We start from the raw sequence: 15,241 nt of genomic DNA on the forward strand, positions 1-15,241 counted from the left end.
GCACCATCTCGTGCTGAACGTCCTGCAGGACGTGAAGAACCGCCTCAGCGTGCTCACCCCCGGGGACAAGCTGCCGGCGGCCGCGCGTGCGTACCTGCGCTCGCTCGAGGAACTCGCCGGGTGCCCGATCGCGATCGTCTCGACCGGCCCTGACCGCGACGCCACCATCGTGCTCGAGGATCCGTTCGCCTGAGCCGGCGCGAGCGACAAAAAAAGCCCCCGCGATGCGGGGGCTTTTCGTTTCCGGGATCCACGCGGCACCAGGCGCGCGCGGCCGACGCCGGAAATCCTCAGAAGCCCACGTTGAACCCGACGCCGGCGGTCCAGTCCGGGCTGCCGTCGCCGACGCCCTTCGACGCGTAGACCTGCACTTCGCTCGCGCCACCCACCGGTCGACTGTAGAAGCCGGTGGCATCGCGGCGCGCTTCGCTGGTGCGCGCCACGGCTTCGCGCCAGTCGTACTGCACGCCGACGCGTCCGCGCCCCGCGGCGACGCTCACGCCCGCGTTCGCGTTCGCGGCGGACTCGACGTCGATGTAACGCGACTGCCCCAAGCGCGTGTAGCCCACGCCGCCGAACAGTGTCGTCGACCCGACGTTGCGGTACGCGTCGAGCGCGGCACCGTAGTCGTTCGCGCCGGTACCGAGCCCCTTGTCCTGGTTGGCCGTGGCGATCTTCGCGTTCGCGGTGAGGCCCACGCCGGCATTGTCGCCGCCGATGGTGTAGGTGCTGGCCAGGCGCAGGTCGCCGACGCCGGATGCGCGTCCCCGTTGCGCAGCCGCGGGCGTGCCGGGCGCCTGCGGTCCGTCGAGGATCGGAATGCCAGTGCGGCCACGGCCGAGCGGATTGGAGTTCGGTACGCTGCCGAGGCCCGGCACGACGTTCGCATCGCCGTCGACGCGCAGCCACGGCACGCTCGCCTTGAGCGACCACTTCCCGCGCGTGTAGCCCGCGCTGAGCGGCACCGACACGATGCGCGTCGTGGAGGACGTGCCGTATTTGCCGGACGAGGCCTCGACGCCCGTGCCGACGTTGAAGCGATGGTCCGCCGCATGCGCGAGCGGAGCGGCGCAGGCGAAGGCGGCCAGAAGCAGGGTGGTCTTCATGCGGGAAGTCCGGTGGACCGGTCGGCGACCGGTCGCTGGAAACGGGAGGAACGCGCCGGGCGACGGCGGACGCCAGCCCGTCATCGCGACGCTCGGAACTCCCCGCGCTGGGGGGCTCCAGGGCGCGGTGCCGTGTATGCGGCGATCAGTCGTCGTTGCGCGAGCCGCGGGCGTGGGCGCGGCCGCTCGCGGAGGCGTCCGCCGAGGCGCCGTCGCGCGAAACGCGGGCATTCGCCTCGGCAGCCCCATTCGCACGCGCCTTGCCGTTGCCGTTGCCGCCTGCGGTGGCGCCATCGCCGCTCAGATCGCCGGAGGTCGAGCCGGCGCCGCTGCCGGAGGCACCGCCCTGCAGCACGCCATCGGCGCTGCCTTGGGCACGCTGGGCCATGCCGCGCGCCGAACCCTCGACGCTGCCCCGCGCATCGGCTGCGGCCGTGCCGGCGACATCCACGCCGCGTCGGAGCTGGCCGGTCGCACCGGACGCGGCCGTGGTGGCCGCGGCGCGGCCGTTCGCGACGACGCCGGTGGCGACGTCGAGGCCCCGCTGGCCCGCCGTGGAGGCGCGATCGCGCGCGGTTTCCAGCCCGTGGTTCACGGTCCCCGCCGCGTCGAGCGTGCCCTGCGCCGAGCCCGCGCCGCCGGCCGAAACGCCGTCACGCGAAACGTCGATCGAGCCCGCGCCCGTCGCACTGCCCGACGCCATGCCGCTGGCCGAACCCATGGTGGCGACCGCACGGTCGACGATGCCGTTGCCCGCTGCGGTCGCCCGCTGCGCGACGCGCTGCGCGCGCTCGGTGGCGCGCTGGCGCGCCGCGTCGACGCGGCCGAGGGCGTCCGTCGCGCCGGTGGCACGCGCGTTGACCATGCCGCCGACGTTGCCGCCGACGCGGCCCATCGTGCTGTTGACGGCGCCACCGATGCCGCCGGTCAGGCCGCCGCCGATCGCGCCGCCGCCGCCGAGCAGCTGGGCCTGCGCCGGAAGCGCGACCGCCAGGGCGGAGGCGAGGAGGGTCGAGACAAGAAGGGTGCTGCGCATGTTCGTATCTCCAGTGCCGCGGACCATCCGCGGTGTCTGCTGGCTCTACGAAGCGCGCCCCGCGATCCTTCCCGACGGGAGCGGATCGGTTCGGAAAACGTTCAGAAAGCGGCGACGAAGCCGTCGCCGTACCGGGGGTCGCGGCCGGGCGTGCCGAGATCGCGCGAATGCGCGACGAGCGCGCGCTGCGCGGCGGCGGCGGCGTCCGGCGACGGCGCATCGACCGCACGCGCCGCGACGCGCGCGACCAGCGGTGCGGCGAACGACGTCCCGCGCAGGCGCCCGTCGACCACGCCGGCCGCGCTGAAATCCACCTGCGGCCCGCTCGCCGACTCGGGCAGCACGCGCAGGCGCGCGTCGACGCCGCTGACGCCGATCACGCCGGCATACGCGGCGGGGTAGAGCGGTGGCGCGGCGGGCCCGTCGTTGCCGACCGCGGCGACGATGACATGGCCGCGCGCAACCATCGCGCGCACTGCGCGCGCCAGCACGGGGTTGTCCGGGCCCACCAGGCTGACGTTGATCACGGGCACGCGCTCGCGTGCCATCCACGACAGCGCTTCGACGAGCCCGAGCGTCGCGCGGCCCACGCGATCGCCGCACCACAGGTCGGCCGCGTAGAGCGTGTCGCGCGTGCCGCCCGAAAGGCGCACGGCGACGGCGGTGCCGTGCGCCTGCGGCACGGTGCGGCCCTCGCAGCCCGAACGCAGCACGCGGACGCCCGCGAGCGCCGGCACGGAGGCGTCGACGCCACCGTCGATCAGCCCGACGCGTGCGGACGACGGCGCGGACGGCGACGCATCGGTCGGCCCCGTCGCGATGCCGGCCGGCAGGTACACGTGCTGGTAGGCGAATTCGGCGCCGGGGGCGGCGGCCTGCAGGTCGCGCATCGCGCGTCGCGCGTCGCGGCGCAGACGATCGTGGAGCACGACGATGTCCAACCCGAGCTCGCGGCCCTCGTCGGTGTGGCGCACCACGTCGAACCCCGCACCGGCCACGGCCGCGAGCAGTGGCGCGTCGGGCGCGACCACCAGGTATTCGTAGCGCAGCACCGGTGCGCCGCGCGCATCGACGTCCACGCGTGCGCGCTCGGTGCGCACGAGGTCCTGCACCTGCAGGCGGCGCACGTCCTCCAGCACGCCCCGCAGCGGCGGTGCATCGAGCACGCGCCCGATGCCGAGGGGCGCGGACGGCAGTGCGGGCAGGCCCTGCAATGCACCGCCGAGCCCCTGCGCCGGCAGCGGCTGAAGCGGCGTCGACAGGCCCAGCAACGCGAGTGCGGCGAGCAGGAAAGCACGCATGGATGGTCCCCGGGGACGAAGCGGGCCGGATGCTAGCATCGGCCCGCTTTATGCCCGGTTACCGCGTCCGCGACACCGCGGGAAGGAAACGGGCTCTCCAGACGTAGAGCCTGTGAACGCGTGAATCAGACCGTCGACATCCGCCAGGGCCTGACCGATCTGCTGCCGCGACTGCGTCGCCTGGCGCGGACGCTGACCGGCCACGCCCCGGATGCGGACGACCTGGTGCAGATCGCGCTGGAGCGTGCGCTGATGCGTGCGGACCAGTGGCGGCCCGACGCGCGGCTCGACGCATGGGTGTTCGGCATCGTCCGCAATGCCTGGCTCGACGAGCTGCGCGCGCGGTCCCGCCGGTCGAAGATCTTTGCTCCCGAGGAAGCGGGCGAAGGCATCGGCGAGGCGGCGATCGAGCGGCAGTCCGATGCGATGTCGGTGGCGACTGCCATGGCGACACTGCCGGTGGAGCAACGCGAAGTGGTGGCCCTCGTGCTGGTGGAGGGCCTGTCGTACCGGGAGGCGGCCGACGTGCTCGCCGTGCCGGTCGGCACCGTCACCAGTCGACTGGCGCGGGCACGCGCCGCCCTCCAGCAGGAACTCGGCGAATCGACATGAAGATTTCGGATCAGGACGTGCAGGCCTTTGTCGACGGCGAACTCGTCGGCGAGGATGCCGCGCGCATCGAGGCGGCGATGGCCGCCGACGTGCTGGTCGCGGCCCGCGTCGAGCGCGAACGCCGCCTGCGCGCGACGCTGCGCGGCGCGTACGATCCCGTGCTGGCGGAGCCGCCACCGGCGCGCCTGCTCGACCTGCTGCAACGCTCCGCCGAGGCGGACAACGATTCGCGCGTCGTCCCGATGCGCCCACGCCCGGCACGGGCGCGGTGGCGCGCCCCGGCGATCGCGCTCGCGGCGTCCGTCGCAGCCGCCGCGCTGGTGGGCTGGTGGCGCATGCCGGGTGGCGACGTCGCGACGCAGGGCGCCGACCTCGTCGCGCGCGGCACGCTGGACGCGAGCCTCGATACGCTCCTGGCGTCCACGCCCGACGCAGGGTCCCGCGTCGCGGTCGGGCTCACCTTCCGGGCCGTGGACGGCCGCGTCTGCCGCAGCTTCGCGACCCGCGATACGGGGCTGGCGGGCCTCGCCTGTCGCGACGGGGACCGCTGGGTCCTGCCGGTGGTCAGCCGTCAGCCGACGGGGACGACGGAGGACCTGCGCCAGGCGGCGAGCGGCCTGCCACCCGAGCTGGGCGCGGCGATCGAGGCGCGCATGCAGGGCGATGCGTTCGATGCCGCGCAGGAACGCGCGGCGCAGGCCGCGGGCTGGCGCTGACGGCGGTCAGGCATCGACGAGGAGACCGTGCTGCACGCAGTAGCGGGCCATCTCGGCGGTGCTCGACAGGCCCGTCTTCTCGATGATCCGCGCGCGATAGGTGCCCACGGTCTTCACCGACAGGTGCATGGTCTCGGCGATCTCGCCCGCGGCCTTTCCGCTCGCGATGAGCAGGAGCACGCGGTATTCCTGCGTGCTCAGCGCTTCGTGCGGCAGCGTGGGAGCGCGTTCGCCGGCGAGCAGGCCCACGAGCCGTTCGGCCAGCGACGGCGTGAGGTAGCGGCCGCCGCGCACGACGCGGTCGATCGCGGTGAGCAACTCCGTCGTGGCGTGCTCCTTGGTCACATAGCCGGACGCGCCCGACTGCAGCGCGCGGGCGGCGTACGCCGACTCGTTGTGCATGCTCAGCACGAGGACCGGGATCGACGGCACCACGCGCCGCAGGCGCACGAGCCCCTCGATGCCGTTGGAATCGGGCAGCGACAGGTCGAGCAGGATGAGGTCCCAGGCCGCGTGGCGTGCGTGTTCGACGCCCGCCTGGAGTGTCGGCGCCTCGACGAATTCGCAGGTCGGCCACTGCTGCTGCACCAACTGGCGCACGCCGAAGCGCATCACCGGGTGGTCCTCGATCATCAGCAGCTTCATGCGGTCTCTCCTTGCGCCAGCACGGGCAGGCGGACTTCGATGCGGGTGCCCCGGCCGGGCACGGAATCCACCACGAGTGCGCCGCCGGACAGCAGTGTGCGCTCGAGGATGCTGAGCATGCCCAGCGAGGACGGGCGTGGCTCGGCCATGCCGCGGCCGTTGTCCTCCACGCTCAGGCGGTACATGGCGCCGTCCACGCGGCCTTCGATGCGCACGCGCGAGGCCGCGGCGTGGCGCGCGACGTTCGTCAGCGACTCCTGCACGATGCGGAACAGCTGGACGGACTGCTCGGCGCTGAGTCCGTCGGTCTCGTGCACGTCGACGTCGCAGGCGACGCCCGTTTCCTCGAGGAAGCGCTGCCCGCGATGATCGATGGCCGGCCCCAGGCCGAGGTCGTCGAGCAGCGGCGGGCGCAGCTCGCTGGCGATGCGGCGCGCGGTGACGACGCCTTCGTCCAGCAGCGTGATCGCCTGCGCCAGCGGCTCGGCGGCCTGCGGATGCTTCGACGCGGTATGCGTGAGCGTGAGCTTGAGTGCGGTGAAGACCTGCCCGAGCTGGTCGTGCACTTCGCGGGCGAGGCGCCGGCGTTCGCTCTCGACCTGGCGATCGAGTCGGCGCGCGAAGGTCTGCAACTGGCGGCGCGCCTGCTCGAGTTCCGCCGTGCGCTCCAGCACGCGCGCTTCCAGGCGTGCGTTCGCGTCCTGCAGCGCCACTTCCGCCTCATGGCGACGGTCGTGCTCGCGCTCGAGCACGATCACGCTCGCGAGGATCAGCACGGTGCCGAGCAGCGTGAGCGCGATCGCGGCCCAGCGCGCCTCGCGGCTGATGCCCGTCGCGCGTCGATCCCAGCGCTGGATCGACGCTTCGAGCCGTGCATCGACATTGGCCATGTCGGAGCGCAGAGCCTGGGTGACGTTGCGGCCGGCGAGTTTCACCGCAAGGCGGAAGGCGGCGTCGCCGCCCGCATCGTGGCGCTCGGCGACCACGCGCTGGGAGATGTCGATACGGCGCGCGACGTTCGCCTCGATGCGCATCGCGAGCGTCTGCAGCTCGGGCATGTGGGCGACCTGCCTGCGGAAGCGCTCCACCAGCTGCGGCGCCTCGCGGATGCCGTCGTAGTACGGCGCGAGGTAGCTGGGGTCGCCGGTGAGCACATAGCCGCGCTGGCCGGTTTCCACCTCGAGCACCGAAGAGAGCAGGCGGGTGCCGGTCAGCAGCGCATCGCGCGCGCGGTCGCGGGCCTGGCTGGCCTCCTGGACGGAACCGATGGTGACGAAGCCCACCGCGGCGAGGACGACGAACAGGGCCAGGCCGAGGAGGACGGCCGCGCTGGATCGGGACATCGGCGACATGGGACCGTTGCGTTCGGGCTCGACCCGCAGGTTAGCCGGTTCCGGCGCGCGCCGGCGATGGCGACCCGGGGCTAACGCCCTCGCGCTACGCTGCCCGCTTCGAAGGAGCCGACCATGCGCCAGGAACGCCTCAGCCTCCGCCGCCTGCGCCCCGCCGCGGCACTCGTGCCCGCGCTCGCCTGTTCCGGCTGCAGCATGCTCGGCGCGTTGTTCGAGGAGCGGCTGATCGTCGGCGTCCTGGTCGTGGCGGCGCTCGCCGCGCTCGGCTTCATCGTCTCGCGGAGCGCCCGGCGCTAGGGCGCGATGCGATGCACGTCGCCGGCGATGCGGGCGACCTCGTCGGCGACGTGGCTCACGTAGATCATCGGCAGCCCGCTCTCGTCGCGCACGCGCTGCAGGTAGGGCAGCAGTTCCTCGCGCCGATCCGCATCGAGCATCGCGAGCGGTTCGTCGAGCAGCAGCAGCCTGGGCTGGGAGAGCAGGGCGCGGCCGAGCGCGATGCGTTGCACTTCGCCGCCGGAGAGGCCCGTGGTCCGGCGCGCGAGCAGCCCGTCCAGCGCGAGCAGGGCGACGACGTCGTCGAACACAAACGGATGTGGCCCGCCGGACGCCGGTGCGCCGTAGAGCAGGTTCCGTCGCACGTCCAGATGCGGCAGCAGGCGCCCGTCCTGGAAGACGTAGCCGATGCGACGACGGTGGGCCGGCACGTCGATGCCCCGCGCACTGTCGAACAACGTCTCCTCGCCGATCGCGATCCGGCCGTGCACCGGCCGCAGCAGGCCGGCGACTGCGTGCAGCAGCGACGTCTTGCCGCTGCCCGAGGCGCCCACCAGCGCCAGCACGCGGGCATCGCTCCCGATCCGGACCTGCCGCTCGAAGCTGCCGCGGCGGATCGCGACGTCGATGCGATGCAACGGCGTGCTCACGTCGCGACCTCGCGACGCTGGCGCTGCGCCAGTCCTTCAGCGACGAGCAGCGCGAGGAACGACAGTGCGACCGACACCAGGCACAGCCGCAGCACCCGATCCTCGCCGCCCGGCACCTGCAGCAACCCGTAGATCGCGGACGCGAGCGTCTGCGTCTCGCCGGGAATGCTCGACACGAAGGTGATCGTCGCGCCGAACTCGCCCACCGCGCGCGCAAAGCCGAGCACGGCGCCCGCGACGATGCCGGGCCACGCCAGCGGCAACGTCACTGTCGTGAAGACGCGACGCGGCGACGCACCGAGCGTGGCCGCCGCGTTCTCGAGGCGCGCGTCGACCGACTCGATCGACAGCCGGATCGCCCGCACCATGAGCGGAAAGCCCATCACTGCCCCGGCGAGTGCCGCGCCGGTCCAGCGAAAGGCGAAGTCGATGCCGAAAACGTCGTGCAGCCACGCGCCGACGGCACCCTGCCGTCCGAAGGCGAGCAGCAGGCCGTAGCCGGTCACCACCGGCGGCAGCACCAGCGGCAGGTGCACCAGCACGTCCAGGAGAAGCCGCCCCGGGAAGCGTCGACGCGCGAGCAGCCAACCCACGGCGATGGCGGCCGGCAGGCCGAGCAGCATCGCGAACGCCCCGACCTTCAGGCTGAGCAGGATCGCGGTCGTCTCCTCGGGCCCGAGCATCGTCAACCGGGCGGCAGGAAGCCGTGGCGCCGGAACACCGCCTGCGCGGACGGCGTGCGCAGCCAGGCGACGAACGCGGCCGCCCGTGGATGCCGGCTCGCGGCGACGCGTGCCGCCGGGTACACGATGCGGGGGTGGCTCGACGCCGGGAATCGTCCGACCACGCGCACGCCCGGTTCCGCCTGCGCATCGCTCGCGTACACCACGCCGAGCGCGGCCTCGCCGCGTGCGACGAGGCGCAGCGCCGCACGGACGTTTTCCGCTTCGACGACGCGCGGGCGCACGCGGTCCCACGCGCCGAGGGTCTGGAGCGCCGAACGCGCATAGCGCCCCGCCGGAACGCTCGCCGTGAGCGCGAGCGCAAGGCGGCCATCCGCACCGAGCCGCGATCGGAGGTCCACGCCACGCGAAAGCCGGACCTCGGGCATCTCGGCCTGCGCGGGCGCCACCAGTACCAGCGCATTTCCCGCGATGTCGCCACGCGTGCGCCCTTCGATCCGGCCACGCGCCTGCAGGTAGTCCATCCAGTCCCGGTCGGCGGACACGAAGACATCGGCCGGTGCACCGGCGTCGATCTGGCGCGCGAGCGCGGGACTCGCGGCGTAGGAGGTGCGCACGGCCGTGCCCTGCGTCCGCGCATAGAGCGCACCGGCCTCGTCCAGCGTCTCCTTCAGGCTCGCCGCCGCGAAGACGGTCAGCGGCGCACCGGCGATCGCCGGCAGCGCGGCGAGCAGGGCGGCGAGGAAGAGGACGAGGCGTGCCGGCGGGCGCATCGGGCGGGCGAATCGTAAGGTGGCGGCATTAGAGCAGATGCACCCTTCACCCGGTCACCGCTGCCGGCGGCGTCCAATTCAGCCGCTTTCCCCGAGGACTGCATGAGACGCGACGCCCGCTCCGCCGACACCCCCGGTGACCGCACGCCCCGCGATGCCTTCGTGCGCGTGCGCGGCGCGCGCGAGCACAACCTGCGCGACGTCGATGTCGACATTCCACGCGACGCGCTCGTCGTGTTCTCCGGCGTCTCGGGCTCGGGCAAGTCCTCGCTCGCGTTCGGCACGCTGTACGCGGAGGCGCAGCGCCGCTACTTCGAATCGGTGGCGCCGTACGCGCGCCGCCTGATCGACCAGGTCGGCGTGCCCGACGTCGATTCGATCGAAGGCCTGCCGCCCGCCGTCGCGCTGCAGCAGCAACGCGGCACCGCGAGTGCACGGTCCACCGTGGGCAGCGTCACGACGCTATCGAGCCTGGTGCGGATGATGTACTCCCGCGCCGGCACGTATCCGCCGGGGCAGGCGATGCTCTACGCGGAGGACTTCTCCGCGAACACGCCGCAGGGCGCCTGCCCGCACTGCCACGGCCTCGGCCACGTCTACGACGTCACCGAGGACTCGATGGTGCCGGACCCGACCTTGTCCATCCGCGAGAAGGCGATCGCCTCGTGGCCGCCCGCGTGGCACGGACAGAACCTGCGCGACATCCTGGTGACGCTCGGCTACGACGTCGACCGTCCCTGGAAGGACCTGCCGAAGAAGGACCGCGACTGGATCCTCTTCACCGAGGAAGCGCCGAGCGTGCCGGTGTATCCGGGCTTCACGCCGGCCGAGACGCGTGCCGCGCTCAAGCGCAGGACCGAGCCCGCGTACATGGGCACGTTCATGGGTGCGCGGCGCTACGTCCTGCACACCTTCGCGACCACGCAGAGCGCGCTGATGAAGCGGCGCGTGGCGCGGTTCCTCACCGGCACGCTGTGCCCGGTCTGCGATGGCAAACGGCTCAAGCGCGAGGCGCTGTCGGTGACCTTCGCCGGCGTCGACATCGGCACGCTCTCGCAGTTGTCGTTCAACCGGCTCGCGGACCTGCTGCGGCCGATCGCGGACGGCCGATTCGACGAAGGCGGCGGCGCGAGCGCCGACCCTCGAGGCGCCGACGCCACCCGACGTGATCGCGCCCAGCGTGCGGCCGCCGGAAAAGCGACGCACGCCGCGGCGCCCGACGTGCACCGAACCCCCGCGCTGTCGGAGGAGAAGCGCATCGCCGCACAGCGCATCGCGGCGGACCTCGTCGCGCGCATCGGCACGCTGCAGGCCCTCGGCCTCGGCTACCTGTCGATGGACCGCACGACGCCCACGCTGTCGCCCGGCGAGCTGCAGCGGTTGCGCCTCGCCACGCAGATCCGGTCGAACCTGTTCGGGGTCGTCTACGTGCTGGACGAGCCGTCCGCGGGCCTGCATCCCGCCGACAGCGAGGCCCTGTTCGAAGCGCTCGCGCAGCTGCGCGCGGGTGGCAATTCAATCTTCGTTGTCGAGCACGACCTCGAAATGATGCGACGCGCGGACTGGCTGGTGGATGTGGGGCCGGGCGCAGGCGAGCGCGGCGGCGAGGTGCTCTACAGCGGCGCGCCGGACGGGCTCGCCGAGGTCGCGGCCTCCGAAACCGCGCGTTACCTGTTCGACCGCGTGCAGGCCGCGCCGCGGCCGCGTCGATCGCCATCGAAGTGGCTGGAGCTGCGCGACGTCCACCGCAACAACCTGCACGGCCTCGATGCGCGCGTCCCGCTGGGCGTGCTGACCGCCGTCACCGGTGTGTCCGGCTCGGGCAAGTCGAGCCTGATCAGCCAGGCGCTCGTCGAGCTCGTCTGCGGGCACCTCGGCCACGAGCCGGAGGAGGACGAGCCGGCAGCGGAAGACGGCCCGAACGTGGTGCAGCGCACGCGCGGGCACCTGTCGGGCGACATCGACGCGATCCGCCGGCTGGTGCGCGTCGACCAGAAGCCGATCGGGCGCACGCCGCGGTCGAACCTCGCGACCTACACCGGGCTGTTCGACCACGTCCGCAAGCTGTTCGCGGCCACGCCCGAAGCACGCAGGAAGAAGTTCGACGCCGGCCGCTTCTCGTTCAACGTCGCGAAGGGCCGCTGCGGGACGTGCGAGGGCGAAGGCTTCGTCAGCGTCGAACTGCTCTTCATGCCGAGCGTCTACGCCCCGTGTCCGAGCTGCCACGGCGCGCGCTACAACGAAGCGACGCTCGCGGTGCGCTGGAACGGGCGCAGCATCGCGGACGTGCTCGCGCTCAACGTCGAGGACGCCTGCGAGGTCTTCGCCGACGAACCGCCCGTGCTGCGGCCCCTGCACCTGCTGCGCGACATCGGCCTGGGCTACCTGCGGCTGGGCCAACCGGCGACGGAACTCTCGGGTGGCGAGGCGCAGCGCATCAAGCTCGCGACCGAACTGCAGCGCAATACGCGCGGCCAGGGCCTGTACGTGCTGGACGAACCGACCACGGGCCTGCACGCCGCCGACGTCGATCGCCTGATGGCGCAGCTGCACGCGCTGGTCGACGCGGGCAACACCGTCGTGCTGGTCGAACACGAGATGCGCGTCGTCGCACAGAGCGACTGGGTGATCGACATGGGCCCCGGTGCAGGCGAGGAGGGCGGTGCGCTCGTCGCCTGCGGGCCGCCGGCAGCCATCGCCGCATCGACGACGAGCCGGACGGCGCCCTACCTCGCGGCGTTCATGGGCCGCCCGGGCCGGTAGCCGCCTCGTCGCAGCTCGCCACGTCGGCGATCGGCGACGGCGGCTGCGCAGGCACCTCGGACGGCACGGCGACCTCGTCGTGCCCCTGCCGCATCAGCGTGGCGTGGCGCCAACCGCCGAAGACGTAATAGAGGGCAGCGCCCGTCATGGCCACGACGGCGCTCACGGGGAAGCTCCACCAGATCGCGTCCGCGCCCATTCGCGACTGCAGCAGCGAGGCGAACGGCACGCGCACGCCCCACAGCGCCACCGCGAGGATCAGCAGGGGCGGCAGCACGGCGCCGGTCGCGCGCACCACGCCGGACAGCACGAACGTCACGCCGAAGAACAGGAACGAGGTCACCACGATCGGATTGAGATGGCGTGCGATCGCGAGCGCGTCGCTGGCGTCCGGGAGGAACAGCGAGAGCGTGTGACGGTCGAACACGATCAGCGGCACGATGAGCGCACCCGTCATCAGGAAGTTGAACAGAACGCCGGTGCGCGCGGTCTGGTGCACGCGGTCCCAGCGACCGGCGCCGACGTTCTGGGCCGCCATCGACGAGCAGGCCGCACCGATCGCCATCGCGGGCATCTGCACGTAGGTCCAGAGCTGCAGGGCGGCACCGTAGGCGGCCGCGGTCGCCACGCCATGCTTGTTGACCATCGTGATCATCGCGAGCATCGCGACCGAGATCAGCATCATCTGCAGGCCGATCGGAATGCCCTTGGCGATGAGCGATCGAAGCACCGGCAGGCTCGGCCGGTACAGTCCGCGCTCGTGGCGCCCGATCCAGAGCCGGTGACGCTTGCGTCGCAACCAGAACAGCAGCGCGGCGAGGCTGACGGCGTTCGCGATCAGGGTGGCGGTCGCGGCACCGGCGATGCCCATGCGCGGCACGGGCCCGAGGCCGAACAGCAGCACCGGATTGAGCCCGATGTCGAGCGCGACGGTGAGCAGGAGGAAGAAGAACGGCGTGCGTGCGTCGCCCGAGCCGCGGAGGATCGCGGTGATGAAGGTGAACGCGTAGAGGAAGGGCAGCGCCAGGAAGATGATGCGCAGGTACGCCTCGGCGTACGGCAACGCCGCGGGCGGGGTGTCCATCCACGCGAGCAGGTGCCGGGAGAACGGCATGCCGACCGCGGCGATCGCCACCGAGAGCGAGATGAAGAACGTCGCGCTGGTCCCGATCACGCTGCGTGCCTGCGCAAGGTCGTCGCGACCGATCGCCTGTGCGACCAGGATGCTGGCGGCCATGCCGATGCCGAACACGGCGCCGAGCAACAGGAACAGCACGTTGTTCGCGTTCGCCGTCGCGGTGAGCGCCTGTTCGCCGAGGAACCGGCCGACCCAGACCGCATTCACCGACCCGTTGAGCGACTGCAGCACGTTCCCGCCGAGAATCGGCAGCGCGAACATGAACAGGGTGCGGGCGATCGGGCCCTGCGTGAGATCCGGTTTCTTCGTCATTCGATTCCTCCTGTCGGCAGGCTACGGGCGCCGCGTGACCGCCGCGCGCACTCCAGAACGGCGCCGTGCGGTCGTTAACCCTCCGGCTCAGCGCCGAGACGCCCATGGACCGGATCACCGCCATCGCCGACGCGCCACCCGCCCTGCGCCTGCGGGCGCTCGCGTCCGCTGCGGTCGCGCTGGTGATGAGTCGCGACCGCCGCCGCGCGATCCGCCTCGTCCAATGGGTCACCGCGGCGGCCGTCTACGTCTGTTGCGGCGCGCTGATGGCCTTCGGCATCGACGGCGGCTGGATGACGGTCGGGCGCCTGCTCGCCTGGTGCCTGTTCATCGCGGTCGGGCTCGCCACGGCCTACGTCGCGCTGCGCAGCGGCTGGAGCGAGCGGCTGCGCGACCCGGCGCTCACCGAGTGGCAGATCGCGATGGGCATTCTCGCCGTCGACTGGGGCTACGTGATCTGCGGCCCGATGCGCACCGTCGCGCTCCTGCCGCTGCTGGTGATCTTCGCCTTCGGCGCGTTCGCCTTGCGCTGGCGCCAGATCGCCGTGCTCACGACCTTCGCGCTGGCGAGCCTCGGCGGCGTCGCCGCATACCTCGTGGTCGACCCGCCGCCCTGGCGCGACGTGCCGCCCTCGGCCGCCCTGCCGGTCGACCTCATCAATTTCCTGCTGGTGCTCATCACGTTGCCGGCGCTCGCGGTGATCGCCGCGCGCCTGTCGACGTTGCGCAGCACGCTCCGCGCGCAACGCCGGCAGCTGTCCGATGCCCTCGCCGAAGTGCAGCGGCTGGCGACCACCGACGAGCTGACTGGCCTGCCCAACCGGCGCTGGATGATCGAGCGCCTCGCGCAGGAGCAGCAGCGTTCGAACGCCGAAGGCGCGCCGTTCTGCGTGGCGATCATCGATCTCGACCATTTCAAGCGCATCAACGACCGGCTCGGCCACGCTCGGGGCGACGCCGTGCTGCGCGAGTTCACCCGCCGCGCGCGCAGCGTCCTGCCCGCGCGCGACACGCTGGCGCGCTGGGGCGGCGAGGAATTCCTGCTGCTGATGCCGGGCATCCGCATCGACGAAGCGCGTATCCGCATGGACTACCTGCTGCAGAGCATCCGCCAGGCCGCGATCGACGGCGTCGCGGTCACGTTCTCGGCGGGCGTCGCCGCGCATTGCACCGGAAGCGAGGCGCTCGAAGACGTGCTTCTGGCGGATCAGCGCATGTATGCGGCGAAACAGCAGGGGCGCGATCGCGTCCGTAGCGACGACTGACGCCTGCACGCGGTACGCACGACGCTGAAGCGAACCGAACGATCGCCGCGCCGCGCACGCCGCGACCACGAAACAATGCCGTGCGGGTAACGCGCCGCGCCCTAGTGTCGAAACCGTTCCCGGAGCAGCGAGATCGACTGCACCGATCCGGCGGACCGCGCGACGACAGCCCCTGCAGGACGCGGTGGCTTTCGTCGGGGAGTGGACGACCATTTCCGACACCCACGACAAGAACGAGAAACGGGAGAAACACCATGGCGAACAACAACCAGGGCGGTAACAACGGCGGTAACAACGGTGGCAACAACGGCGGCGGTTTCGGCATGGACCCGCAGCGCCAGCGTGAGATCGCCGCGCAGGGCGGCCGCGCCTCGCACGAAAGCGGCAACGCGCATGAATTCAATTCGCGCGAAGCACGCGAAGCCGGACGCAAGGGCGGCGAGGCCGTGAGCCGGGATCGCGAGCACATGGCCGAGATCGGCCGGAAGGGCGGCGAGGCCAGCGGTGGCGGCAACCAGGTCAACAACGGCGGCGGCAACAACGGCGGTGGTCGCGGCGGCAACAACGGCGGCGGCGGTCGCTGATCGCATCCCGGCCCAAAGAAAAAGCCCCG

Annotated in this window: 16 protein-coding genes; 7 read left to right on the forward strand and 9 right to left on the reverse strand. The window is 72.3% G+C overall.

What is annotated here, in order from left to right:
• Nucleotides 1–193: adenylosuccinate synthetase (locus ACY35P_RS09740; RefSeq protein ID WP_462115636.1), on the forward strand; the 193-nt coding region annotated here is incomplete at its 5' end.
• Nucleotides 194–290: 97 nt separating this feature from the next.
• Here the strand turns inward: ACY35P_RS09740 and ACY35P_RS09745 are convergent.
• The 3 genes from ACY35P_RS09745 to ACY35P_RS09755 form a co-directional block, all read right to left on the reverse strand.
• A complete protein-coding gene (locus ACY35P_RS09745; RefSeq protein ID WP_462115637.1) occupies nt 291–1,106 on the reverse strand; it encodes a transporter in 816 nt (271 codons plus the stop codon).
• Between the two features lie 145 nt (nt 1,107–1,251).
• The gene (locus tag ACY35P_RS09750) at nt 1,252–2,142 is read right to left on the reverse strand and encodes a hypothetical protein (RefSeq protein ID WP_462115638.1); all 891 of its coding nucleotides are present in this window, start codon (nt 2,140–2,142) and stop codon (nt 1,252–1,254) included.
• A 101-nt stretch (nt 2,143–2,243) separates the two neighbouring features.
• The gene (locus ACY35P_RS09755) at nt 2,244–3,443 is read right to left on the reverse strand and encodes a S8 family serine peptidase (RefSeq protein WP_462115639.1); all 1,200 of its coding nucleotides are present in this window, start codon (nt 3,441–3,443) and stop codon (nt 2,244–2,246) included.
• Nucleotides 3,444–3,563: 120 nt separating this feature from the next.
• Between ACY35P_RS09755 and ACY35P_RS09760 the strand changes: the two genes are divergently transcribed.
• Entirely contained in the window at nt 3,564–4,055 is a 492-nt protein-coding gene (locus ACY35P_RS09760) for an RNA polymerase sigma factor (RefSeq protein WP_462115640.1), read from the forward strand.
• Nucleotides 4,052–4,771 (forward strand): anti-sigma factor, encoded by a 720-nt coding sequence (locus ACY35P_RS09765; protein WP_462115641.1) that lies wholly within the window; start codon nt 4,052–4,054, stop codon nt 4,769–4,771. Before ACY35P_RS09760 ends, ACY35P_RS09765 begins: the two co-directional genes overlap by 4 nt.
• A 6-nt stretch (nt 4,772–4,777) precedes the next feature.
• On the opposite strand, the gene ACY35P_RS09770 is transcribed toward ACY35P_RS09765, so the two are convergent.
• Together ACY35P_RS09770 and ACY35P_RS09775 are read right to left on the reverse strand one after the other, a co-directional pair.
• Nucleotides 4,778–5,416 carry a response regulator gene (locus ACY35P_RS09770; RefSeq protein WP_462115642.1) on the reverse strand — a complete coding sequence of 213 codons (639 nt, stop codon included), beginning with the start codon at nt 5,414–5,416 and terminating at the stop codon, nt 4,778–4,780.
• A complete protein-coding gene (locus ACY35P_RS09775; protein ID WP_462115643.1) occupies nt 5,413–6,759 on the reverse strand; it encodes a CHASE3 domain-containing protein in 1,347 nt (448 codons plus the stop codon). Before ACY35P_RS09775 ends, ACY35P_RS09770 begins: the two co-directional genes overlap by 4 nt.
• Before the next feature lie 123 nt (nt 6,760–6,882).
• Between ACY35P_RS09775 and ACY35P_RS09780 the strand changes: the two genes are divergently transcribed.
• The gene (locus tag ACY35P_RS09780; protein WP_462115644.1) at nt 6,883–7,065 is read left to right on the forward strand and encodes a hypothetical protein; all 183 of its coding nucleotides are present in this window, start codon (nt 6,883–6,885) and stop codon (nt 7,063–7,065) included.
• On the opposite strand, the gene ACY35P_RS09785 is transcribed toward ACY35P_RS09780, so the two are convergent.
• The 3 genes from ACY35P_RS09785 to modA are packed head-to-tail and all read right to left on the reverse strand — an operon-like array spanning nt 7,062 to nt 9,150.
• The gene (locus ACY35P_RS09785; RefSeq protein WP_462115661.1) at nt 7,062–7,682 is read right to left on the reverse strand and encodes an ATP-binding cassette domain-containing protein; all 621 of its coding nucleotides are present in this window, start codon (nt 7,680–7,682) and stop codon (nt 7,062–7,064) included. The genes ACY35P_RS09780 and ACY35P_RS09785 overlap by 4 nt on opposite strands.
• An 8-nt stretch (nt 7,683–7,690) precedes the next feature.
• Nucleotides 7,691–8,383, reverse strand: coding sequence for a molybdate ABC transporter permease subunit (gene modB / locus ACY35P_RS09790; RefSeq protein ID WP_462115645.1), 693 nt, complete (start codon nt 8,381–8,383; stop codon nt 7,691–7,693).
• Complete coding sequence (gene modA / locus ACY35P_RS09795) at nt 8,380–9,150, reverse strand: molybdate ABC transporter substrate-binding protein (protein WP_462115646.1); 771 nt, start codon at nt 9,148–9,150, stop codon at nt 8,380–8,382. Before modA ends, modB begins: the two co-directional genes overlap by 4 nt.
• Before the next feature lie 102 nt (nt 9,151–9,252).
• Here modA and ACY35P_RS09800 point away from each other — a divergent pair, with 102 nt between their 5' ends.
• Nucleotides 9,253–11,913 (forward strand): excinuclease ABC subunit UvrA, encoded by a 2,661-nt coding sequence (locus tag ACY35P_RS09800; RefSeq protein WP_462115647.1) that lies wholly within the window; start codon nt 9,253–9,255, stop codon nt 11,911–11,913.
• Here the strand turns inward: ACY35P_RS09800 and ACY35P_RS09805 are convergent.
• A complete protein-coding gene (locus tag ACY35P_RS09805; RefSeq protein WP_462115648.1) occupies nt 11,891–13,363 on the reverse strand; it encodes an MATE family efflux transporter in 1,473 nt (490 codons plus the stop codon). The genes ACY35P_RS09800 and ACY35P_RS09805 overlap by 23 nt on opposite strands.
• 104 nt (nt 13,364–13,467) lie before the next feature.
• On the opposite strand from ACY35P_RS09805, the gene ACY35P_RS09810 reads away from it, so the two are divergent.
• Together ACY35P_RS09810 and ACY35P_RS09815 are read left to right on the forward strand one after the other, a co-directional pair.
• Nucleotides 13,468–14,628, forward strand: a complete 1,161-nt coding sequence (locus ACY35P_RS09810; RefSeq protein WP_462115649.1) for a GGDEF domain-containing protein — start codon at nt 13,468–13,470, stop codon at nt 14,626–14,628.
• A gap of 254 nt (nt 14,629–14,882) precedes the next feature.
• The gene (locus ACY35P_RS09815; protein ID WP_462115650.1) at nt 14,883–15,212 is read left to right on the forward strand and encodes a KGG domain-containing protein; all 330 of its coding nucleotides are present in this window, start codon (nt 14,883–14,885) and stop codon (nt 15,210–15,212) included.
• Nucleotides 15,213–15,241 lie beyond the last annotated feature (29 nt).

The sequence above is a fragment of the Lysobacter xanthus genome (genome assembly GCF_047159895.1).

Coding starts and splice junctions, on each gene's coding strand:
- ACY35P_RS09815 (WP_462115650.1), top strand. CDS start 14,883: ATGGCGAACAACAACCAGGGCGGTAACAACGGCGGTAACAACGGTGGC.
- ACY35P_RS09775 (WP_462115643.1), bottom strand. CDS start 6,759: ATGTCCCGATCCAGCGCGGCCGTCCTCCTCGGCCTGGCCCTGTTCGTC.
- modA (WP_462115646.1), bottom strand. CDS start 9,150: ATGCGCCCGCCGGCACGCCTCGTCCTCTTCCTCGCCGCCCTGCTCGCC.
- ACY35P_RS09750 (WP_462115638.1), bottom strand. CDS start 2,142: ATGCGCAGCACCCTTCTTGTCTCGACCCTCCTCGCCTCCGCCCTGGCG.
- ACY35P_RS09800 (WP_462115647.1), top strand. CDS start 9,253: ATGAGACGCGACGCCCGCTCCGCCGACACCCCCGGTGACCGCACGCCC.
- ACY35P_RS09745 (WP_462115637.1), bottom strand. CDS start 1,106: ATGAAGACCACCCTGCTTCTGGCCGCCTTCGCCTGCGCCGCTCCGCTC.
- ACY35P_RS09810 (WP_462115649.1), top strand. CDS start 13,468: ATGGACCGGATCACCGCCATCGCCGACGCGCCACCCGCCCTGCGCCTG.
- ACY35P_RS09765 (WP_462115641.1), top strand. CDS start 4,052: ATGAAGATTTCGGATCAGGACGTGCAGGCCTTTGTCGACGGCGAACTC.
- ACY35P_RS09805 (WP_462115648.1), bottom strand. CDS start 13,363: ATGACGAAGAAACCGGATCTCACGCAGGGCCCGATCGCCCGCACCCTG.
- ACY35P_RS09770 (WP_462115642.1), bottom strand. CDS start 5,416: ATGAAGCTGCTGATGATCGAGGACCACCCGGTGATGCGCTTCGGCGTG.
- ACY35P_RS09755 (WP_462115639.1), bottom strand. CDS start 3,443: ATGCGTGCTTTCCTGCTCGCCGCACTCGCGTTGCTGGGCCTGTCGACG.
- ACY35P_RS09780 (WP_462115644.1), top strand. CDS start 6,883: ATGCGCCAGGAACGCCTCAGCCTCCGCCGCCTGCGCCCCGCCGCGGCA.